Raw genomic sequence first — 21,202 nt, 5'->3', positions numbered from 1 at the left:
GAGGTTTCAGCAATGAATAAAATATATAAAACATATATAGTAATGGATAGTGATGGTTTGTCAATTTCTGGATGAGCTTCAGCGGATAATTGACGAAAGGATTGAACATGGGGACTCTCGCAGTTATACCCGTATGCTCGTAAATGGTGGTGTGGACTTGATTAGTAAGAAGGTTGGTGAGGAGGCTGTGGAGGTGGTGGTGGCTGCCATGAGGGACGATAGGGGTTGGGTCGTTAGGGAGACAGCGGATTTAATGTACCACTTACTCGTACTCCTTAGGTTCATGGGAATTAAATTCGATGACATATGCGAGGAATTAGTCAATAGGCATACGGCCAGGGTTGGTGCCCATGGTTAAGGTCGGCATAATAAACTATAACGTGGGTAACCTGGGAAGCCTAATTAATGCGTTCAGAAGGGTTGATTCTGAGCCCATAATTATTAATGAGCCCAGCGAATTAATGAGCGTGGACGCCGTAGTTCTACCTGGAGTTGGTTCATTTGATGCAGCCATGTCGAGACTTGGCAGATTTAGGGATGACTTATCTAAGGTTAGGGGTTCAGTGCCCATGCTCGGCATATGCCTTGGGCTCCAGGTAATGTTTGAGGGCAGTGATGAGGGCTCGCTAAGTGGCTTGTCATGGTATTTAGGTCGGGTAAGTAGGCTCGGAGGGCCTAGGGTGCCGCACATTGGTTGGGACCTGGTTAGGTCTGTGAGGCCCTGTGAGATACTTGATGGTAATGGGTATTTCTACTTCATGCATAGTTATGCAGTGATCAACCCGGGTAATGATCTGCCGTACTCTGGAATTACACGTTATGGAGATGGTAATATATTGAGTGTACTATGCGATAAAAGGTCGATGACATTTGGTGTTCAATTCCACCCAGAAAAAAGCGGCAAGAGACAGGGATTGGAGGTACTACGCCACTTTATTGGGTTTGTCCGTAAATAACCACTCGGTTATTGACTTGGCATGGTTATTAAATCCCTCATGTATAGCCAATGTGGCGCCATGCTTTGCAAGTTCGGCGGCAAGGTCCTTACTCAGGGCCTTGACGTAGGTTATGGGTTTTATGAAGTCGTAAACTGAGAGGGCGCCTCTCCACCTGGCTGAGGATTCCGTGGGTAATACATGGCTTGGCCCAGCCACGTAGTCGATCATTGCGGAGGGCGTTGATACTGACACGGCGCCTGCGTTCCTAACATCACTGATTAAGTTATCTAGGCCCCACAATGTTACATGTTCAGGCGCCAGTTCATTGACTATGTACACGCAGTCCCTGGGTCCATTGACGAGAGTTGATACATAATTCAGGTTACCTAGCCTTGCCTCAATGATGCCTAGGTATCTCTCATCCCAAGTAATCAATACGGCAATTGCTGAGTTATGCTCAAGCTGGGCCATAATGTCCAGGGCAACAATACCTGGATCTATTGCTGGGTCTGCGCAGACCACGAGCTCCGTCGGCCCCTCAATACCGTCAATACCCACGTACTGGGAAACTAGGTACTTAGCGGCTTGCACGTAGGTATTGCCTGGACCAACTATCTTATCAACTCTGGGTATTGAGGCGGTCCCAAAGGCCATGGCTGCAATGGCCTGCGGACCACCCACCCTGAACACCCTGGCATTAAGCTTGAGCGACACATAGGCTATCTCTGGGCTTATACTACCGTCCTTATTCGGCGGTGTAGTTATTACCAACTCGCCAACGCCGGCAACCCTGGCTATGACACCCGTCATTATGAGAGTCGAGAAGTAATCCCTGGGCACGTAAATCCCAACCCTATCAATGGGCACCCACTTAACACCCCTAATCAACCCACAGTACTCTTCCTCGAAATCACTGGGCATTAACTTACGGTTGAAGCCTTCCACGGACTTATAGGCCTCGTCTATGGCCTGCGCAACGTCCTTATTAACCCTTGATGCAAGTTCCCTTAATTCGTCAACATCAACCTCTATCTTAGTGAGCGTAACACTATCGAACCTCTCGGTATATGCAATCACGGCCTCATCACCCCTGGTCCTAACATCATTTATAATAGCCCTAACAGCATCAACGTATTTATCTAAACTCCTCATTCTTCTAAACTCGCCAAGGAGTGACTCCCTACTTAACCTCAAGGGTGACACCCATAATGTGCTTAAATACATGCTTTTAAGCATGCCAGTGACCATGATAATACTCGACGTACCACTCCATGTTACGAGCATCTGGCTGCCGATTTATGGAAACGACCCAATTAGTACGGGCTCGCTGGGCTGCGGCATTGTCATTAGGCCTGGGGTGAGGCTTACGATTATGCCAGCGGCCGGTCCCATTAAGTACGACATCGACCACATAGATTTAACGTTCAGGAAGCTAGGTGTTAATGCCGAGGTTAATTACTCATCACCCGTACAACTAGGTGTTGGTTATGGGATGAGCGCCGCACTTGCGCTCGGCACGGCTCTAGGTGCCGCGGTAATTGCACATAAGCCGTTGATAAAGGCAGCCCAGGTCGCTCACATGATTGAGGTAAGGCTTGGCACAGGGCTTGGCGACGTAATTGCCGAGTACTACGGAGGTGGCATTGAGCTTAGGCTAAGGGCCGGTGCCCCAGGCGTTGGGATTATTGATAAAATTCCATACTCGCAAGACTTAATGATAGTCACGGTAGACCTGGGTAAATACCTAACGAGTGACATGCTCCAGGAATTAAAGGATAAATTGGTAACACTGGGTCGTAGGTACATTGATGAATTAATTAATGAGCCAACTTATGAGAAATTTACGGAATTAAGCACGGCATTCTCAAGGGAGATTGGCTTCCTAACCAGAGACCTCGAGGGTAGGGTAAGGCCATGTGTACGCCACGCCGATGCCTACTACGTTAAGAAGAAGGTCCTGGTGTTCCTAACGCATAGGGATGAGGCTGAGGCCTTAATTAATTGCCTAAGGTCCGTTGGTTATGAAGCCAAGGTCTTTGAACCATCAAATGAAGGTATCAGGGTAGTGATCGATAAAGATACACCCAATAAGGTGCATTAAAAACAATGATAAGCGGCGTAACTTGAGATCAACCTTTAATTGTCTATGAATTACTAATTTTGATATTGGGATTGATGATCACGGTGATAGGTATGCTGGGCGCGTGTTGTATTGGCTTGGCGGCAAGTTCAGAGAGATCGAAATGAGGTTATGGCAGGTTGATAAGAGGTTTGGATAGGTTGAAGTGGGACTTACCGATTTTGCTGGTTCTGTTAGGTCCACCATTGTCGAAATGATTTCAATGAATTTCGGGGGGTTAAGGGATTGATAAGCTCCAGCAAGATATCATTCTTAACGAAGTCACTAGGTTATCCCGGTCTTAACCCAATCACTAAGGAGGAGCTTGAGTACATAATGTCAGTATTCCCTAAGGGATGGATTGGGTTAATAATGATTGTACAACCACAGTTATTAACTAACATGTTGAATTCAACCCGCTTATTATTCAGGTGGTATTTCAGCGTATGTCAGAGATAGCGGTATCCCCTCCTTACTCCTAATATATGAGGCAGCAGCAAATACCACTAGGCCCACTATGAATATTATCGATGACTCGGCCAACAACTGTAACGGGCTACCTGTGATTAATAAGTAATACTGTGATTGCGTTAGCCAATAGTAAACGAAAATTGATAGAACCATTAAGTATACGAGGTCCAGAGTAATTAGGAGTCTCTTACTTGCTTCGAGTTTAATAATGCCCCTAACATGCATTACCAACGCCAGCAGTATTGAAACCACGAATGTGAAGACCAAGAGCACTAACGCATCGAGGTCTATCGCATAGAGCAGCGCCGAGCTTAGTGGTGTTAGGATTAGTATGTATATGAGGGCTATGGTAACCACCAAGTCTACCAAGTGAGCCATTATGGGCGAGTGCGTCCTTAAGCTTACGTAGGATAGGGCCATTGGGAGGACCCTATCCATGGAGAAGGCGAGTAAGTACCTTGATATTTGAACGATAACGCCGGCCACCGGCGCTATGTACCAAAGAACTGACGAATACGCAAGGGCAATGGCTATTGGCGTATGCATCAAGGCCAAGTCAGCGCCAGGGTTAACAAGTATGTAGCCATTATCCAACCCGTAGGCGCTCATGTAACTAGCCCCAACGTAGAACCTCAAGCCGAAGCCCTTAAGGAACGCTGCAACAAACAATGTGAAAAATAGGCCACCTAGCACGAGCACACCAATGATACCGAGTAATACCGTTAACCTATCCCTCCTAATTTCACCACCTATGGTCACAGGGTAATTCATGTAGGCCCAGACGGCTGTGGTAAAGGCGACCATACCGAACAACCCATATAACCCACCAGTCACTGACACCTTATTGGCTTCATTCGCAGCCTTTAGGTATTCAATACCTAGTGAGCCCTCAATTATACCCCGCGGCAGTGATAACACATAGATGGCTGACGCTATGAAGGTCGCCAAGGCAGCCAGGGACATGACTGCGAACATCGTTAATCCAGCCCTGGCCGAGACTACGTTAACCATGATTAACACAGTGATTAGTATTACGGCTAGTATGAACTCGTTCCTTGGATTAAGCACCACACTTGCTAATGGGTTATTCAATGCCTGCATTACAGTGCCTAACTGGGCTATGGCGAAGTACACGAGGACTGCGTCATAAAGCATCTCACCCACAGTGAAGTTGAACCACGCCGCGAAACCAATAGGTGGGCTTAGCCTTGAGAAATACACATAGTCACCCGCGGTCCTCGGGTACTGCCTGGTTATGTAGTACCATAGCAATGCCCCAGGTATGAACATTAACCATGAGACTACCAGGGCCGCGTAGGCTATGGACCCTGCGCCGTATAGGTAAAGCCCAGCAAGGTAAACGAACGGTATCGTGAGGAAGCCATTATAGCCCATGCTCATTAGCAGCAATCTAAATGGGCCAACCTCCCTAACAAGGCCCGTGCTCTCCCTAACGAAGATGTTCATGCCCCAACACCGCTCAGGAAGGCCTCTACGGCATCACCGACCTTAACGTGATACCCCAGCTCATTGAGGGCCTTCATCAAAGCTATTATGGCGTTGGACATAGCGTTTATGGATGCCGTATATCCCATGTGCCCAATCCTGAGCACCCTACCCTTCAATGGCCCCCATGAACCGGCTATGAAGACTCCGTACCTCCTCGCCGTTTCTATAACCTTCACGTCACTCAAGCCGTTTGGTATGTAGAATGCCGTGACGGTTGGACTCGCGAAAACCTCCAACTCGGGGATTAACCTGAGGTTCACGGCCTCAACAGCCCTAACCACACCCCTCGCCACAGCCCTATGCCTCCTATAGACGTTGTCCAACCCCTCCTCGTGAATCATCTTGAGAGACTCAAGTAAGCCATTAATCAACGGCTCACTGTGGGTGTATGGGAACTCCATCTTCTCCACCACATCCCTCCACAACCTAATGTTTAGGTAGAACCCCTTGTAATTGGTTCTCTTCATGGTCTCCCAAGCCTCATCACTAACGGCCAGTATTGTCAAGCCAGACGGCAGATTAAGCACCTTCTGACTACCACCAATAAGTATGTCGACGCCCCACCCGACATTAATTTCCACACCACCAATTGATGAAACAGCATCAACGATTAGGAGCTTACCCTCAGACTTAACGGCCCTAGCCATCTCCCTAAGGTCATTTAACGTCCCGCTTGGCGTCTCGCAGTGGACCATTGTAACTACCCTCGCGTCCCTAGCTTCATTCCTGAGGAACGAGGTAACCTTATCTGGGTCAAGCACCTTTGTATACTCAACCTTGTGGATAATGGGGACTCCACCATACGCCCGCAACAAGTCCGCAAAGGCATCACCAAAGATCCCATTGCTTAGCACCGCAACCTTATCCCCACTCCCAACTAGGTTAGCTACCGCGGCCTCGAGACCGCTCATGGCCTCACCAACCCACACAATTACATTACCGCTCTTGGTGCCGAGGATCTCCGCAAGCATTGACCTGGCCTCGTCATAATGCCTAAAGAACTCTGGGTCTAGGTCAGGGTTTGTGGTTCGTCTTGCCATGGCAAGTAATATCCTATGGGGTATTTCCGTAGGCCCTGGCGTTGCTATTAACGGATCCGACACAAACATTAACCAACCCCTGCTTGGCCGGATTATATACTTAATTAAACGTTTAATAATCAGCGTATAATAACGAATATGAAGGACTACCCTTAGGGCTTAGGGAACTCAAGCGTGATACCCTTGCTCGCTAACTCACTTAGCCTGTCCCTAATGAACGTAAGTACGGACCTCAAGTTCTCCTCATTGTTGAAGTTCCTAACCATATTGACCAGTTCATCCCTGGGCATTTCCCTCATCTCTCCCGCGAACTTGATCATGTTCGGTATCGCCCTAATCACGTTGTCGACGATTGTTATGCTCGCGGCCCTGGACGTCCTAGAGAGCGGGTTCAGGTCTATGGCAATTACGGTCTTCCCCATCTTCCTGAGTGCCTCGGTTCTATCACCGTCCTCAAGTGGTACGAGTACCACGTCAGCAGTGTAAATGCCCCTACACGAGACCCTACGCCTCTCGCTGAATAACTCGGGTATTGTGCAGGACGCATCATCAGCGACACCAAGGACCTCCTCAGCGCCACTCTCCCTGAGTACCCTGGCTATCAACTCTTCCCTCTCCCTAGTCCTGTAAAATAGGTTGACCTCGAGCTTAGCATTAATGAGTTTGGATAACTCAACTATTTGCCTCGGCGCGAGGGTTGCCGTATTACCATTAACCGAAATGACTGGGTGGCTAGCCGTCAGTAACGCCGCTGCGGCCACCCTCTCGGCAGTTAGTGCGGGAGGTATTGTAGACTCACCAACTAGGTAATCAAAGCATTCACCACGCCCATGCGCAATCAAGCCTTGAAACGCCACATAGCCATCCCTAAATCCATCAACCAGCCTCTCCCTAATGAATAATGACTCTCTCCTTGGGTGATTAGGCGGTACCCAGGACGCATGTGAATCCTCAACCATTGCCACCTAATACCTTTATGTGCTCTTAAAACTTTAATTCAAGATTAAGCAAGACCCATTAATATGGAGAGGAGGAAGGTCACGGTACAGACAATAATGGGCATGAAGGGCAAACAGAGGGTCGTAATGGTAACGGCCTATGATTATCCAACGGCAAGGCTGGTGGACCAGGCGGGTATTGACGGCATATTAGTCGGTGATTCCCTTGGGATGGTTGTATTAGGTTTCGAAAGCACCCTAAGGGTCGCCCTCAGGGACATGCTCATACACGTGGCCGCCGTGGCCAGGGCAAAGCCCAAGGCCCTGCTTATTGCCGACATGCCCTTCATGACCTACGAAACAGGCATTAGGGATGCCTTGAGGAATGCCTCAAGGCTTATCAGGGCGGGTGCTGAGGCCGTGAAGCCCGAGGGTGGTCAGGAAATATTTGACATCGTAAATAACCTGGTCAAGTTCGGGATACCCGTGATGGGTCACATAGGACTTAATCCACAGAGGGTTCTCTCGCTTGGCGGATTTAAGATGATCGGTAGGACTGAGGAACAAGCCAAGAAATTAATGGAGGACGCCAAGGCGCTCCAGGAGGCCGGGGCCTTCGCGATAGTCATAGAGATGACCCCCGCAAGCGTAGCCAAGGCAGTAACAGAGAGTGTGAAGATACCAACTATCTGCATCGGCGCTGGTCCTCACTGCGATGGGCAAATACTCGTGATTCATGACGTTCTTGGCCTCACGGAGAGACCGCCAAGCTTTGCCAAGAAGTACGTAGATTTGGCGTCCATTATAAGAGATGCGGTGGCTAAGTACGTGAGTGAAGTTAGAAATGGTGAATTCCCTAGTGCGGAGTATTATAAGGATTGATTAAAGGGATGCGGCCAAGGCCCTCGGTGGTTTCTGCGCAGTGCTTTTATTCCTCATGGTGCAGTGTGTATCTAGCCTATGGAGGTTGTTTATAGATGTTCAAGGTGTGGTTTTATTGCGGAGGCATCGACATGGCTTTGGAGATGTCCTAGGTGCGGTGGACCGCTGGACGTGAATATTAAGGGCTTGAAACTAACACTGAGTGAGCGTAGAGATATGTGGAAATTCTCAAGCGTCATTCCGGCGAAGCCACTGGCTAGTCTTGGTGAGGGCTTCACGCCATTAGTTAGGCCGGGTTTCCTGAGGGGCAATACTTACATGAAACTTGAGTACCTCAACCCAACTGGGTCATTTAAGGATAGGGGTTCTGCCGTGGCAGTATCAAAGGCCGTGGAGTTAGGCGCCAAGTTAGTTATTGAAGATTCAAGTGGCAATGCCGGCATATCTGTAGCTGCTTACGCGGCTGCGACTGGTATTAGGGCTAGGATATACGTACCTAGGGATGCGCCTGAGGGCAAGAAGAGTCTCATAAGATCATTGGGTGCTGAGTTAATTGAGGCGCCATCTAGGGCTGAGGCCGGTAGGATGGCCATCGAGTCCTTGAGAGATGGCGAGGCTTATCTTGGGCATACCTGGAATCCCTGGTTCTTACAAGGTACCAAGACCATGGCTTATGAATTACTTGATCAATTGGGGCATGTGCCAGATGCCGTTGTTTTACCTGTATCTGCTGGAACATTACTGCTTGGGCTTTGGATTGGTTTTAATGAGTTGAGGAGCATTGGTCTAGTTAGTAGGGTGCCGAGACTTTATGCGGTACAGCCTCAGGGATTTGCGAGCCTTTATGAGAAGATCCATGGAAGTACTGCGGGAGAACCCACTAGGATCGCTGATGCCCTTAGGGTGTCTAACCCGCCTAGGCTTGGGCAGATGGTTGATGCTATCATTGGTAGTGGAGGCGATGCATTGGTGATGACAGATAACGAGATACTGGATTCATGGAAAACACTGTTAAGGAAGGGCTTTATTATTGAGCCCAGTAGCGCAATAGCCCTCTCCGGTTACCTAAGGCTATTAAATGGTAATTATTTAAGTAATGACCGCGAGGCTGTCATTGTGCTCACAGGTAATGGACTTAAGTATATAGATACCATGGGCAGAATATAGTTAGATATATACAAAAAGAGTAACATTTATAAAAATGCCCACTACCCTTGTCCCGTGAGGATATCGAAAAGGAGTAGTGCATTTCCTGGATCCGCAATTAGGGGAATTAATGAGGAGGTTGTTAAACTTGAACAAAGCGGAGTCAAGGTCTACGGCTTCCACATAGGTCAACCCGGCCTACCACCCAGTAGAGAGCTTCTCCTGGAGTTCACTAAGGAGCTTCTCGAAAAGCCATTTGAGTACAGTATGTACACGCCGAGCAGTGGTATTGAGGAATTAAGAGAGGTCATCGCAGAGGACTACTCGAGGTACTCGGGAATTAAGGTAAATAATGGCAATGTGTCAGTATCAGCGGGCTCTGCAGAGGCCATCTTAGCAACGTTCATGAGCATTATAGATGAGGGTGATGAAGTCGTACTATTTGACCCAACCTACCTTATGTATGAGCCGGTCATTAATTACCTGGGCGGCAGGGTAAGGAAGGTAATGGCCAAGGAAGAACTTGGTTGGGAGCCCAACGAGGAGGATGTTAAGGCAATAATGAGTAATAGGGTTAAGGCAATAATAGTCGTTAACCCAGACAACCCAACTGGTAGGGTTTTGAGGGAGCCCATGATTAAGTTATTGATAGACCTAGCCCGTGATCACGACGCATTCTTGATCTACGACGAAGCCTATAGACATTTGTACTATGAGGGCGGACACACGTATGCCATTAAGTACGGCCTTGAAAACGTCATTGCACTAAACACGTTCTCCAAAGATCCAGCAATGCCTGGCTGGAGGTTGGGTTATGTGGTTTCTCATGAGGACTTCATAAAGGTTTTCAACAGGGTAAAGCAGTACACGAACCTAAACCCACCCACACCTGCCCAGTACGCAGGCCTACTGTACCTCAAAAAATACAAGGAGAAGTACCTAAGCGAGACAGTGCCGATTTATAAGTCAAGAATGGAGGCAATGTATAAGGCAATAAGGGAGTACTTGCCTGAGGCTAGGGTTATAAAGCCCAAGGCTGGACTATTTATGTTCCTTAATTTAGAGCCTCACCTAAGAAGGCTTGGTATTGACGATCGTGACCTATCCATGAGACTTGTTAGGGAAGCCCATGTTGCGGTTGTACCAGGGTCTGCATTTGGCGATATGGGTAGGTTGCATGTGAGGATGGCGTTTGCCAGGGAGAACGAGAGAGATATCGAGGAAGGCATTAGGTTAATTGCTAATTACTTAGCAAGGTGCCCTGGGCATTGATGGTCTATAATTATATTGAGGAAAATAAATTAATAATTACCGCAATATTTGGGTCTGTATGACCGTGGAAATAGGGACAGGTTCACACCTTAAGTTGGACAATATTGTTAGTGTTTCCCGAAATTATGAGGATGTAAAGATAAGCAGTGATGCTTTAAATGTCATGATGCGATCACGGAGGGCCCTCGAAGAACTCATCCACGGCAACATTAAGATTTATGGCGTTAATACGGGGCTCGGTGATCTATACAACATTACCGTGAACCCAGAAGACGTGGCTAGGTACTCGCTGGATATGATCATTGATCACTCAATGGGTATTGGCGATTATGCACCTGATGATTGGGTTAGGGCCACAATGCTAATTCGTGCTCATCAACTATCCCTAGGTTATAGCGGTATAAGAAGCCTAATTACGGAGAGGTTAATCAATTTCCTGAACCTTAGGATAACGCCTTTGGTTCCTCGGTTTGGTTCTGTCGGCGCATCTGGCGATCTAGCACCACTGGCCCACATAGCCCTAACACTACTGGGTAAGGGCTTTGTTAAGTACCAGGGTAGGGCAATGAGTAGCGCAGAGGCTCTGAGGGCAGCCGGTCTCGACGAGCTAAAGCTTAGTTATAAAGAGGCTCTCTCATTAATTAACGGAACTAGTTACAGCGCAGCCGTGGCCTCACTGGGTATTTGGGATTCGTTCAGGTTATTGAGGGCTTCATTGGCTGTCATGGCACTGGTCATTGAGGCATCGCGAGCAGGAACAGCACCGTTAAGCATTGAAATAAACTCCGTGAAGCTACATAACGGTGAAAATGAAGTAGCGAGAGCGCTCACTGAGTTACTAAGTGATAGTAGGAATGCAAATACCAGCGGTAGGGTTCAGGACCCATACTCAATAAGGTGCATACCGCAAGTCCTGGGTTCCGTGCTTGATGCGTTCACTTGGTCATTGCGCAATGTGTTGAACGAGGTTAATTCCGTGAGCGACAACCCAGTGATAATCGGTAATGGTGTTTTCTCCACGTGTCACTTCCATGGGCAGTACATAGCCATATCTACGGATCTTCTCAATATGTCACTTGTTGTGCTTGGCAACTTAATTGAGAGGCAGGTAACGCAGTTACTTAGAAGGGAGATTAATGGTGCTAATAATTATCTGGCTAATGGTCCCTGGCGTGTTGGTTTGATGTTAACCCAATACACCGCAGCTGCATTGGCGGCTAAGCTTAGGGAATCGTCCGTGCCATCTACTGTGCAGAATATACCAACTAGTGGTTTCCAGGAGGATGTCAACTCCATGAGTGCAAACTCAGCGATAAAACTCCATGAAATTAACTCATTAATTATGCAATTAATCTCAATACTCGCCTATGTAAGTTACTCAGTAATTAGTGCAAACAATGCATGCGCAGGTTGTGGTAAAGCAACCACACGTATCTATGACACGATAGGTAAGTACATATCTAGTGCACAGACTCACAATGAGGCCGTGACTAGGCTTATGGGCTCAATTGATGAGCTATCTGGCTTTATTGAACTAAGGGTCAGTCCATAGTGATGATAGATCCATTAGGTCTACCGATTATTACCTTCGAAACCCTCTTACCATTGAAGAGCCCCACCTCGACAACGCCAGGCACTCTCTTAATGAACCCTTCTGCCTCATCAGGCACTATCTCGGTTTTTGGCACATAATCAAGTATGTAATTACCATTATCAGTAACTATTGGTCCTCTTTTACCACTGCCAAACCTTAGGTTAACGACACCGCCGATTTCCTCAAGCCTAGCCTTAACAATGGGCCAGGCAAAGGGTATCACCTCAATGGGTATTGGGTGCTTCGCCGGTATTTTATCAAAAACCTTAGACTCGTCTACAATCACCACAAATGACCTAGCCCAGTAATCAACAATCTTCTCCCTGGTCAATGCAGCGCCACCACCCTTAACCAGGTTCTTGTTTCTATCAACCTCGTCAGCCCCATCAACCGCCACATCAATATGATTCACTTGCCATGGATAACGCAATAAATGTGCCAATCCAAGGTTTATTATCTCGATCTCAGTCTCAGTAGACGTTGGGACCAGTAGCACGTCCTTAACATGTCCATTACTTATTAACCTATGAAGCTCCCTAAGAAAAACCATTGCGGTTGACCCGGTACCAACACCAACCACAGCTCCATCCGTCACATACTTAATAGCCTCCTTGGCAGCAGCCTCCCTTGCGATGTCGGCACTACTCACGATCAACTAATACCTAGGATTAATTTTAATGGTTATCCACCCCTTAATAGCCTTGCTAACTCCATACCACACCTAGCAGGCTCGCTATTAATACATAGCCTTAGGGATTCGGCTATCCTAATCGCATCCCTACTCTCATTTACATTGTGTGTCCTAATGGCATCAGCGCCCATGACCACCGCAATTGCCTCGGCAGTCACCGACGCAAAAAGTCTCTCCTCAGGCGGCGCCTTCCTACGCAATAGTCTCTCTAGGAACGACTTCCTGGAAACACCAACTAGTACGGGTCTACCCAGCTCGCTCCTTATTCTACCAACGTTCGTTATGATTATTGAGTCCCAGATGTACCAAGGATACTCATGATCACCATGCACATACTCGCCGCTCAATGGTTCGCCGCCTGTGAATAACGGGTCCATACTTAATGGAGGCCACGCACCAACACCAGGATCAATAACAATATGCTCCTCATTAACGCCGCCACTAAGTGCCATCTCCAGGCTCTCCCTTAGCGCGGTCACAGTCCTAACCACAGGGTCTCTGCCTAACGCAGGTTCTTTCTCCCTGGCCATAACTATCACGGAGGCATTGTGATCAGCTATGACACGCGCCATGCCAACATCACCCTTTAACCCAGTAACATCATTAATAACGTCTGCACCAACCCTCAGGGTCTCCTCGGCCACCCTCGCCCTAAAGGTATCAACTGAAATAACTAGGTTCGGGAATTCCCTCCTCAAGGCTCTAACAATGGGCATAACCCTATTCAACTCCTCGTCAACACTAATAAACGTCTTATTGTAGGGGGCCGTAGACATACCGCCAACATCGACAACGTCAGCACCGCTAGAAGTCATTGACTCAACGGCCTTAATAACATCATCCACACTCCTCTTTACAGAGCCCTTGAAGAAGGATTCAGGGCTTACATTAATGACTCCAACCAACCTAACAGGTTCGCTATCACCAAACCAAACACGACCAAGTCTAGCCCTAGGCATTACGAAACGCGTGAGCAAGGCTTATTATATACATTTTGTTCCCAATTATTAATGGAATTAACACTCGATGAGCAGATACTTATCCTACTCAGGGAGAGAGGTCCATTGGCCTCTGAGGAAATAGCGCACTACCTTGGAAGGAATGTTAATGAGGTCAAGGACGAGTTGCAATACCTGGAACTTGATAAATTAATCACCAGGGTCAAAAGGGGCATATTATTCAGGAAAGAGGTCTTTGACCTAACACCGACTGGGCTCGAAGAAGCACAAAAGGCATATGAGAAACTGAGGGAAATATCACATGAAATACTTAGTAGGATTAGCTCGATGAATGAGAAGGAACTTGAGGAGTTTCTTAATCAATACATGGCATTAATGCCACTAATAATGATCCTAAACTTACTACCATTCGAAATGCTTATTTGGGTGTTGGGGTCCTCCACCGCTCATGATAACTCGGCTTATTCGAATAATTAAAGTATGGCAATGGGGATCCATTGGTCTGGGCATTCTCAATATATAACCCACAGTAATGTGGGATGTGTTTTTCCATTCAATTACTAAATACCTTGATTACGGTATTATACGAGGAGACGCCTAGGTGAGGACTTGGAGAGCACGTGATTATATGAGTATCGCGGTACTGCGGATATTCATCAAGGCGCACATGAATATACCAATAATGCATTAACTAATGCATTAACTCCAGGCTCCATTCTTGAAACGAAGGTTGAGGGTTAATCCGTTTCATAAGAATTACCTTGCTTGGCATTATTGGAACCCTAAATGAAGTGTATTAAAATCAATAAATACGCCAAATAGCCAACAAGCCCTATCACAGCCACATCCCAGGTTAGCTTCCCCCTAATTACGTGATAAAGCATTACTGAAGAAACCACCTCAACAACCGCAACACTTACCAAGGCCTCAACACTCAGTAACCACCTGGTGGTCGCAAGAGCCAATGCTGGGTAGATAGTCGAGTAAAGAACCTTCTCGCCAATTAATGCGGCAACAGCCATGGTATCACGCTCTTTCCAAGTCCATATTACCGCGGTTACTGATTCGGGAAGTACCGTAGCCGTCGGCACTACTATTATTGATAACCCCGTCACATCAAGCATGAGGTACTTAGACAAATCAATAATGCCCTCAACCAATGCCCTGGAGCCCGCGAATAGTAATACCACGGAAACCACAAGCTGAAGAATAAACGCTGCCCAATCAATCCTAAGCCTATTGATAACTCTAATTATGTAAAGTCTCTCGTAATCTTCAATCACAAGTCCCTGTCTATTCCTCATTATATGGGCATAAAGTAGATAGGCTGTAACCAAAAACACAGCAATCAAGTATCTAACCGCCAGGGACTTAATGATCGCGGGCAGGAGCACGGTGGGAAATAGGAGCAAGACCACGATAAATGGTATTGTTAATTCTTTATCAACCTCAAGAACCACGTCGTCTCTGCGCCGTAGGTAAAAACCCACGGCGGCCACCATGAAGATAACCGGGTATATGATTGTGGACACCACAAAGGGTTCCCCAATAATAGTACCCACGGCAACATCCTCGCCAGATACATCGTCATAAAGCAATAGGGCTATCAGGAATACTATTAGTTCTGGAAGTGATGTGAGGATTGGCGATAGCACTGCACCAACGAAGGAGGAACCAATCCTATACCTATGGCTTACGTATTCCATTGAGTTCGTGAAAAGCCAACCACCTATAAGCACAGAAATAAATCCTCCAACCATGTACAAAATAATCATCATCACTTCATCATCCCAAATTAAAATAATGCAAAAACAACATTTAATAAGCCCAATCCCAACAAAATCCTTGATGAGCCTTCCAGCAAATCTCTTCAAAAGGTATGAGCTACCGCCACTACCCTATTCAATAAATGCACTGGAACCGCACATAAGTGGTCAGGTAATTGATGTGCACTATAACGGTCACCATAAAGGCTACGTAAATGGAGCCAATGCAACAATAGAAAGGCTCGAGAAGATAATTAAGGGCGACGTAACCAGTTATGACGTACAGGGACTACTGAGGAACCTATTCTTCAACATAAACGGTCACAAACTGCACACACTATACTGGAACTCAATGGCACCATCAGGCAAGGGAGGAGGGGCACCCGGCGGTTACCTAGGAGACCTAATAAAGAAACAATTCGGGAGTTTCGATAGGTTCAAGGCACTGTTCACGGAAGTCATGAGGTCACTACCAGGCTGTGGATGGACGGTGCTCTACTACGACCCAGAGACCGGCAATCTAGAATTCACAACCTTCGAAAACCACTACAACCAACACATCGCCGAATTACCAGTCCTACTAATAGTCGATGAGTTTGAACATGCTTATTACCTTCAATTCAAGAATAATAGGAATGGTTATATAGACGCTATTTGGAACGTACTAAATTGGGAGGAAGCTGAGAATAGACTAAGGAAATACATAAAGTAAATGCGTTATCAGCGATATCTCTCTTTTTAAATTCTAAAAATTTAATTTTTAACAATAATTATTATAATTACGATTTAAGTACCTTAAAAGTTAGTTTGGTTAATAATAGTGATGGCTTTTGATGAGAGATGTTGCTCAGACCAGGATATGGCGATTAATGACCAAGTAACTTATGAAATTTTAAAGAGTGAGATAAATGGAGAGATACTTAGGAGGAATAGAATTTGCTATGGCATTAAAAGAAAGGGTTTAAGGTATAGATGCGGTGAAGAAGTTAAAGATCCAGTCTAATTAAAAATATTATTACCCTAGTTAATTGAAGCAATTAATCGTTTAATAGAATTAAGAGTTTGGAATGCTTATTGGATAGATAGTAATAAGAGGGAATGGGAAATTATTAAGGAGAGGGTCGTATCACTTAAGGATAAGTATAGTGATGCCGTCGATAAACTATTAACGGTAATTAATGAGGTGATATACTATATTAATGAATTTAAGGATTATTGGATTAAGTACGTGAGTATTGAGGTTCAGAATTTAATTAAAGCCGTAAAAGTGGTAAAGCCGAAATTATCCTTGGTAAATCGTTGGAGTCAACCATTAGGATATATGGAAAACATGTTATAATCCACATTGATAAAGTTAATGAGGCAATGACGATTAAAATAGTGCTGAGTAACACTAATCAGCATGGCATAATCTTGATGGCTTACTGCCGCTCTAATGCCATTGAATTGGCTAGAATGATCATAAATGCGTTACCGCCAGAAGTGCAGGATCTCCTAGATGCCTTAAACATGGATAAATGGGTGGAGATAAGACAAATTGCGCAGCAGGAAATAAACTGGAGACCTGGTGAGATGAAGGTAATGGTTTTTGGATAGAACTTAGTCTGCATGTTATTGAAGCAGGCATTAACGAAAACCTCGTCCTTTAGGGCGGGGTTATGCAGTCTTTCAGTATTACAAACAGAACGCTTAAAATTGAATAAACTAACTAGCTAGCTAATGCCCACCGTGGGGTTCAAGTTCAGGGCTTATGGTGATGTTAGGGCCGTGGAGGCCCAGCTGGAGGTGGCGCGGGAGCTGTACAACACCCTGCGGTGGGCAGACTTATACTTCTATAATATCTACGGTATTAGGCTCTCCAGGAATGACCTTAGGGAGCTGGCACTACAGCTTAGGAGGCAGGATGAAGACTTCAAGATGCTCTACAGCCAAGTGGGTTTGGGTCTGGTTGATGTTTTTACCTCTGAGTACTTTTGATTGTTTGCTTCATCCCATCATGTTTTATTTCCCCGTTCCCTCGGGTTTCATTGTTCATTGCGGGGGCGTTTAGGGGTGACCCGAGCACCTCCCACATACGCGTGCAGTGCCCTTAGCCAAATGTTTGTTGCGCCAACTACGTCTCTATCGCCTATGAATCCGCATCTTAGGCAGTATGCTAGTCTGTGAATGTAGTTAAGTCTCGCCCCGCACATTGGGCAGACGTTAGACGTGTCCCTGGGATCCACGAATACCACCGGCACATTGTACTCAACGGCCTTGGCTATGACTGCATGTTGAAGTCTCCTATAGGCGAATAGCGTTAGCTTCCACCTAACGCCACCATCTTTCTTATTAATCGAATCCCTCAAAGCTCTAAATCCTCCAGGACAATCGCATGCCTAAGCCTCAGCGCCTTTAGGACTATTTCCTTCGCCACCTTCCAGCAGAAGTCATTAATGATGTTCCTAGCACTCCCATGCAGTGCCCTAACCCTATTCAGAATCCTCCTATTGAATTTCCACCTCCTTGGGTACTTCCTCTGAAGCTCCTCAGCCCTAGCCCTCTTACTCAAAGCCTCGATGAACCTAGTCCCGAACCTCCTAACCTCAGAGCCATTGAATGTTGTAATGTTCCTAAGGTTTACATCTATGGCTACGAATCCTTTAGGTGTATATGGCTGATACCTTAATTCAAACACTACGCTAACGTAGAGCTTCCTATTCTCGTACTTTACGTGAACCTCCTTCCACCTCAATCCCTTAAACTTTCCAATATATTCTCTTCCGTGTTTGAGCTTCAGCACATACCATTTATCTCTCAGAATTATCTTTACGGTTCCTTTATCCATCTCCGCCCTGGCATCCTGATAGTCGAACCTAGCTGATAGCCTTCTAACCCTTGGCTTACCACCACCATTGCTCCCAGCAGATTTTACTAGAGCTAGTGCATAGTCATATATGTTCCTTGTTACATGAGCTCTAAAACCATAGCTTCTTAGCAAGGGATAGAACAACTGATGAAGTTGGCTCTTCCTTGGAAGCCTGCCTAACTCCCATAGAGCATCTATGACCTTCTGCAGAGCGTATCTGTAGACAGCCAGCTCCCATAGAAGGTCGTTTATATCACCATTAACAACCTCAGCTTCAGCCCTTAGAGCCTTATAGTACGTCCCCTCAGGCATCCACCGAAGTGAGCGGTGGATAAACGCCTTCATCGGGGATTCACCAGTTAGTCACTTGGAGTACAGATTTATAAGCCTTTGCACTCTACTATTTACCTGGTGAGAGTAATGGTCTCGATATACGTATTTGAAGCAAAAATTGTAAAGACCATGAGGAAGTTTCTAATATACCCACCAAAGGAATACCAGGAAAAACTATCGAAACTACATGGGAAAAAGGTTAAGGTCATAGTAATTGAAGAAAGTGATTAGAAATAATCAAAACTAACGAAAAATATCACAGAGTCCTAAACGGCTAGGGTTAGGCTGGCTAAGGCTTATGAGCGCCTAGTCAACTTCAGGAGGGACCTGTACTTCAAGCTTGGGAAGTACCTGGCATTAAACTACGATGTGGTGGTCATGGAGGACATCAAGGTTAGTCAATTGATTGGCAAAGGCAATAGGGAGTTGAGGAGGATTGTTGAGTGGCAGGTGGTTAAGTACGGTAAGGAGTTCAGGCTGGTTAACCCGAGGGATACCTCGAGGAAATGCTCAAGGTGTGGCTACGTTAATGAGAAATTAACGCTGAGGGATAGGGTGTTCAGGTGCCTAAGGTGCGGGCTAGTCATTGATAGGGACTTGAATGCGAGCATAAACATCCTGAAGCGTGGGGGCTGGGAGCCAGCCCAACTGCCTGTGGAGCCCCGCCCAATACCCCTGGTTCCCCAGGGGCAAGGTGAGGCAATGAAGCAGAAAACCCCGCCCTAAAGGGCGGGGTAGCTCACATCTAAAAATTCGATGGAATTAATATACTACACATTTGATGAAGATGAGGCAAATATCGTTTACAATGAGTTAAAGAGTGCGCTTGAAGATGTTGTTGATGGCGAGCCATGCCGTATACGGCAATATGGTAAGAGGTATGAGGTTGTCATAACGTGGGCTACCTGAAGGCATTAGTGGCAAGGAATTGTGACATAAGGATTCAGATCATCCAGGTACTCCGTAGGAGACATGAAAACGTGAAAGGTAATGAGCAGAAATGGAAAATAGCCCATGCCTTAAACGAAATAATGAAGATAGCACCAATAGATGGAAATTGTCCACAATAATTTAAAGTTTAATCATTACCGATTATTTAAGTTTAAGATATCTTGATATCAATGCGAATCACGTCTTACCAACCCATATGGCATTGACTATTATTGCTGACGCAAGCATACTCGTCACATCATTAACATCGAATGGCGGCGTCACCTCAACAACATCAAAAACCCTAGGTCTCAACCTAACGCTCAATTCACGAACAAGCCTAATCACCTCCCTTGACATGAAGCCACCGGGTGATGGACTATTAACACCAGGTGCAAATGCGGGATCAACAACATCAAGGTTAATACTTAAGTGAGCAACCCTATCACCAATATTATTCACGACCTCATTAACCACTGCATTAATTCCCATGGAATCAACTTGATCAATGGTGTATATCGTAACGCCCAATTTCCTAGCCTCATCAAACAAGTAAGGTGCGTTTGAATGGGGCCTGACACCAATTATGGTTATGTAAGCATTAGAGTCAACACCCCTAATCCACCTAATAACCTGCCCACTTGTCAACCCCTCAGTAATGACCCTAACATCAGGATGAGCATCAAGCAAGACATACGCTAACCTGCCATTAACCGCCTTCCTTAAGCCTCTGAATGCTGCATAGGAGGATGTACTGTCACCACCAATGACAATCAACTCCCTAACAAGCCCCAAAGCCTCATTAACGGTCTCCTCAACCCTACGCCAAGTCTCATTATGATCACCAACAACCACATCAACATCACCAAGATCAACAATCGAAACATTACTAAAGGTATATGGTGAGGAGTAAAGCCAGGACCTAACCCTGGCAGGGGCAAGCCTAGAGCCAGGTCTCGTACCCACCGCCCCATCCCAGGGAATGCCAAGGATACCAACATCACCACTAACCCAGCTCCTCTTGACAACCTCACCAATCCTGATGTCACCAGGGTCCTTAATGAACTTATACATGGACTCCCTAACAAACCGCATACAAAGTAGGCAATGGCGATAGTATTAAAAGTACTACGTCACGAACTAAACCTCAAGAACCCTAACACCCACCCTCTTAGCCCTCTTCTTTAGTTCCTCATCAAACGTAAACAACGGCTTACTCAATGAATACGCAGTCCCTAATACTATCAAGTCATTAAAACAGTCAAGCCCCCAACTGGTATCCTGCATCGCACGTAACACCCACTTAATAACATCATTATCGTCCACCAAAACCACCTCCCTATGGTTAATTAAGCTACTTAAAATATCCACGGCACGTTCCCTTGACACATTAACGGACCTAAAAACCAGGCCAGTTCATAAATAACAACGTGAGGTAAGAACCACTTGTCCAAACTATCTAAAACCTCAACGCCTTGGCATGCTCCCTAGAATCCTCAACGACGTAAAATATCAATGCATTAGTATTAATCACAGTCTCAGACGTTCTTCATCAAGCCTTCCTCAATGAATCCCTCAATATCATTAATCGTTAATTCCCCATCTAACCTAATTATTGGTATTTCTTGAACGACTGTCCTAAGAATAATTCGATCACCATCAATCTCAACACTTAACAAATCGCCAACCTTAATCTCAAGTCTCTCCCTAATACCCGCAGGTATCGTTTCTTGGTAATTCCTAGTAACCTTAACCAAGGTTTCAAT

Annotated in this window: 28 protein-coding genes; 16 read left to right on the top strand and 12 right to left on the bottom strand. The window is 46.1% G+C overall.

Annotated features, from left to right (window positions below; translation table 11 throughout):
- Positions 1 to 52 precede the first annotated feature (52 nt).
- Positions 53 to 358, top strand: a complete 306-nt coding sequence (gene hisE / locus Vsou_RS09835) for a phosphoribosyl-ATP diphosphatase (RefSeq protein ID WP_188604060.1) — start codon at positions 53 to 55, stop codon at positions 356 to 358.
- On the top strand, positions 351 to 956 hold the full coding sequence (hisH, locus tag Vsou_RS09830) for an imidazole glycerol phosphate synthase subunit HisH (RefSeq protein WP_188604103.1): 606 nt from the start codon (positions 351 to 353) through the stop codon (positions 954 to 956). Before hisE ends, hisH begins: the two co-directional genes overlap by 8 nt.
- Here the strand turns inward: hisH and hisD are convergent.
- On the bottom strand, positions 924 to 2,141 hold the full coding sequence (gene hisD / locus Vsou_RS09825; RefSeq protein ID WP_188604059.1) for a histidinol dehydrogenase: 1,218 nt from the start codon (positions 2,139 to 2,141) through the stop codon (positions 924 to 926). The genes hisH and hisD overlap by 33 nt on opposite strands.
- A gap of 31 nt (positions 2,142 to 2,172) precedes the next feature.
- Here hisD and Vsou_RS09820 point away from each other — a divergent pair, with 31 nt between their 5' ends.
- The gene (locus Vsou_RS09820) at positions 2,173 to 3,039 is read left to right on the top strand and encodes a pantoate kinase (RefSeq protein ID WP_188604102.1); all 867 of its coding nucleotides are present in this window, start codon (positions 2,173 to 2,175) and stop codon (positions 3,037 to 3,039) included.
- Positions 3,040 to 3,480: 441 nt separating this feature from the next.
- Here the strand turns inward: Vsou_RS09820 and Vsou_RS09815 are convergent, their stop codons facing one another.
- From Vsou_RS09815 to Vsou_RS09805, 3 genes are all read right to left on the bottom strand, one after another.
- The gene (locus tag Vsou_RS09815) at positions 3,481 to 4,995 is read right to left on the bottom strand and encodes an APC family permease (protein WP_188604058.1); all 1,515 of its coding nucleotides are present in this window, start codon (positions 4,993 to 4,995) and stop codon (positions 3,481 to 3,483) included.
- The gene (locus Vsou_RS09810; RefSeq protein WP_188604057.1) at positions 4,992 to 6,146 is read right to left on the bottom strand and encodes a pyridoxal-phosphate-dependent aminotransferase family protein; all 1,155 of its coding nucleotides are present in this window, start codon (positions 6,144 to 6,146) and stop codon (positions 4,992 to 4,994) included. Before Vsou_RS09810 ends, Vsou_RS09815 begins: the two co-directional genes overlap by 4 nt.
- Before the next feature lie 83 nt (positions 6,147 to 6,229).
- A complete protein-coding gene (locus Vsou_RS09805; protein ID WP_188604056.1) occupies positions 6,230 to 7,036 on the bottom strand; it encodes a 4-phosphopantoate--beta-alanine ligase in 807 nt (268 codons plus the stop codon).
- Positions 7,037 to 7,099: 63 nt separating this feature from the next.
- Here Vsou_RS09805 and panB point away from each other — a divergent pair, with 63 nt between their 5' ends.
- From panB to Vsou_RS09785, 4 genes are all read left to right on the top strand, one after another.
- The gene (panB, locus tag Vsou_RS09800) at positions 7,100 to 7,897 is read left to right on the top strand and encodes a 3-methyl-2-oxobutanoate hydroxymethyltransferase (protein ID WP_188604055.1); all 798 of its coding nucleotides are present in this window, start codon (positions 7,100 to 7,102) and stop codon (positions 7,895 to 7,897) included.
- A gap of 78 nt (positions 7,898 to 7,975) precedes the next feature.
- Positions 7,976 to 9,064, top strand: coding sequence for a threonine synthase (locus tag Vsou_RS09795; protein WP_188604054.1), 1,089 nt, complete (start codon positions 7,976 to 7,978; stop codon positions 9,062 to 9,064).
- A gap of 54 nt (positions 9,065 to 9,118) precedes the next feature.
- Positions 9,119 to 10,315: a pyridoxal phosphate-dependent aminotransferase gene (locus Vsou_RS09790; protein WP_188604053.1), complete on the top strand. Its 1,197-nt coding sequence runs from the start codon at positions 9,119 to 9,121 to the stop codon at positions 10,313 to 10,315.
- Between the two features lie 58 nt (positions 10,316 to 10,373).
- Positions 10,374 to 11,867, top strand: a complete 1,494-nt coding sequence (locus Vsou_RS09785; protein ID WP_188604052.1) for an aromatic amino acid ammonia-lyase — start codon at positions 10,374 to 10,376, stop codon at positions 11,865 to 11,867.
- Here Vsou_RS09785 and rpiA read toward each other — a convergent pair.
- Both rpiA and Vsou_RS09775 read right to left on the bottom strand, forming a co-directional pair.
- Positions 11,857 to 12,558, bottom strand: a complete 702-nt coding sequence (rpiA, locus tag Vsou_RS09780) for a ribose-5-phosphate isomerase RpiA (RefSeq protein ID WP_188604051.1) — start codon at positions 12,556 to 12,558, stop codon at positions 11,857 to 11,859. The genes Vsou_RS09785 and rpiA overlap by 11 nt on opposite strands.
- Before the next feature lie 32 nt (positions 12,559 to 12,590).
- Positions 12,591 to 13,559, bottom strand: coding sequence for a dihydropteroate synthase (locus tag Vsou_RS09775; RefSeq protein WP_188604050.1), 969 nt, complete (start codon positions 13,557 to 13,559; stop codon positions 12,591 to 12,593).
- Positions 13,560 to 13,610: 51 nt separating this feature from the next.
- Here Vsou_RS09775 and Vsou_RS09770 point away from each other — a divergent pair, with 51 nt between their 5' ends.
- On the top strand, positions 13,611 to 14,036 hold the full coding sequence (locus Vsou_RS09770; protein ID WP_188604049.1) for a helix-turn-helix domain-containing protein: 426 nt from the start codon (positions 13,611 to 13,613) through the stop codon (positions 14,034 to 14,036).
- A gap of 305 nt (positions 14,037 to 14,341) precedes the next feature.
- On the opposite strand, the gene Vsou_RS09765 is transcribed toward Vsou_RS09770, so the two are convergent.
- Positions 14,342 to 15,337 (bottom strand): sodium:calcium antiporter, encoded by a 996-nt coding sequence (locus tag Vsou_RS09765; protein WP_229709940.1) that lies wholly within the window; start codon positions 15,335 to 15,337, stop codon positions 14,342 to 14,344.
- Between the two features lie 70 nt (positions 15,338 to 15,407).
- Between Vsou_RS09765 and Vsou_RS09760 the strand changes: the two genes are divergently transcribed.
- The 4 genes from Vsou_RS09760 (at position 15,408) to Vsou_RS09745 (ending at position 17,302) form a co-directional block, all read left to right on the top strand.
- The gene (locus tag Vsou_RS09760; RefSeq protein ID WP_188604048.1) at positions 15,408 to 16,037 is read left to right on the top strand and encodes a superoxide dismutase; all 630 of its coding nucleotides are present in this window, start codon (positions 15,408 to 15,410) and stop codon (positions 16,035 to 16,037) included.
- A gap of 111 nt (positions 16,038 to 16,148) precedes the next feature.
- Entirely contained in the window at positions 16,149 to 16,328 is a 180-nt protein-coding gene (locus Vsou_RS09755) for a hypothetical protein (RefSeq protein ID WP_054844453.1), read from the top strand.
- A 296-nt stretch (positions 16,329 to 16,624) separates the two neighbouring features.
- The gene (locus Vsou_RS09750; RefSeq protein ID WP_188604047.1) at positions 16,625 to 16,921 is read left to right on the top strand and encodes a hypothetical protein; all 297 of its coding nucleotides are present in this window, start codon (positions 16,625 to 16,627) and stop codon (positions 16,919 to 16,921) included.
- A 123-nt stretch (positions 16,922 to 17,044) separates the two neighbouring features.
- On the top strand, positions 17,045 to 17,302 hold the full coding sequence (locus Vsou_RS09745; RefSeq protein ID WP_188604046.1) for a hypothetical protein: 258 nt from the start codon (positions 17,045 to 17,047) through the stop codon (positions 17,300 to 17,302).
- A gap of 47 nt (positions 17,303 to 17,349) precedes the next feature.
- Here the strand turns inward: Vsou_RS09745 and Vsou_RS09740 are convergent, their stop codons facing one another.
- Together Vsou_RS09740 and Vsou_RS09735 are read right to left on the bottom strand one after the other, a co-directional pair.
- Positions 17,350 to 17,673 (bottom strand): transposase, encoded by a 324-nt coding sequence (locus Vsou_RS09740; protein WP_264890708.1) that lies wholly within the window; start codon positions 17,671 to 17,673, stop codon positions 17,350 to 17,352.
- Entirely contained in the window at positions 17,670 to 18,485 is an 816-nt protein-coding gene (locus tag Vsou_RS09735) for a hypothetical protein (protein WP_264890707.1), read from the bottom strand. Before Vsou_RS09735 ends, Vsou_RS09740 begins: the two co-directional genes overlap by 4 nt.
- 99 nt (positions 18,486 to 18,584) lie before the next feature.
- Between Vsou_RS09735 and Vsou_RS09730 the strand changes: the two genes are divergently transcribed.
- The 4 genes from Vsou_RS09730 to Vsou_RS09715 all read left to right on the top strand — a co-directional run bounded on the left by Vsou_RS09730 (position 18,585) and on the right by Vsou_RS09715 (position 19,576).
- Positions 18,585 to 18,737 carry a hypothetical protein gene (locus Vsou_RS09730; protein ID WP_243680034.1) on the top strand — a complete coding sequence of 51 codons (153 nt, stop codon included), beginning with the start codon at positions 18,585 to 18,587 and terminating at the stop codon, positions 18,735 to 18,737.
- Between the two features lie 147 nt (positions 18,738 to 18,884).
- Complete coding sequence (locus tag Vsou_RS09725) at positions 18,885 to 19,232, top strand: transposase (RefSeq protein ID WP_229709881.1); 348 nt, start codon at positions 18,885 to 18,887, stop codon at positions 19,230 to 19,232.
- Positions 19,233 to 19,262: 30 nt separating this feature from the next.
- Positions 19,263 to 19,415, top strand: coding sequence for a hypothetical protein (locus Vsou_RS09720; RefSeq protein WP_188603632.1), 153 nt, complete (start codon positions 19,263 to 19,265; stop codon positions 19,413 to 19,415).
- Positions 19,403 to 19,576 carry a hypothetical protein gene (locus Vsou_RS09715; protein ID WP_188603633.1) on the top strand — a complete coding sequence of 58 codons (174 nt, stop codon included), beginning with the start codon at positions 19,403 to 19,405 and terminating at the stop codon, positions 19,574 to 19,576. The genes Vsou_RS09720 and Vsou_RS09715 overlap by 13 nt, the downstream gene beginning before the upstream one ends.
- 58 nt (positions 19,577 to 19,634) lie before the next feature.
- On the opposite strand, the gene Vsou_RS09710 is transcribed toward Vsou_RS09715, so the two are convergent.
- From Vsou_RS09710 to Vsou_RS09700, 3 genes are all read right to left on the bottom strand, one after another.
- Positions 19,635 to 20,531 (bottom strand): arginase family protein, encoded by an 897-nt coding sequence (locus tag Vsou_RS09710; protein ID WP_188603634.1) that lies wholly within the window; start codon positions 20,529 to 20,531, stop codon positions 19,635 to 19,637.
- A gap of 45 nt (positions 20,532 to 20,576) precedes the next feature.
- Positions 20,577 to 20,825, bottom strand: a complete 249-nt coding sequence (locus Vsou_RS09705) for a PIN domain-containing protein (RefSeq protein WP_229709866.1) — start codon at positions 20,823 to 20,825, stop codon at positions 20,577 to 20,579.
- Positions 20,826 to 20,974: 149 nt separating this feature from the next.
- Positions 20,975 to 21,193, bottom strand: coding sequence for an AbrB/MazE/SpoVT family DNA-binding domain-containing protein (locus Vsou_RS09700; protein WP_373286825.1), 219 nt, complete (start codon positions 21,191 to 21,193; stop codon positions 20,975 to 20,977).
- Positions 21,194 to 21,202 lie beyond the last annotated feature (9 nt).

Source organism: Vulcanisaeta souniana JCM 11219, from assembly GCF_026000775.1.
GTDB lineage: Archaea > Thermoproteota > Thermoprotei > Thermoproteales > Thermocladiaceae > Vulcanisaeta > Vulcanisaeta souniana.
Note: the sequence above shows the minus strand (reverse complement) of the source record. Positions and strands in the feature narration are given on the sequence as shown.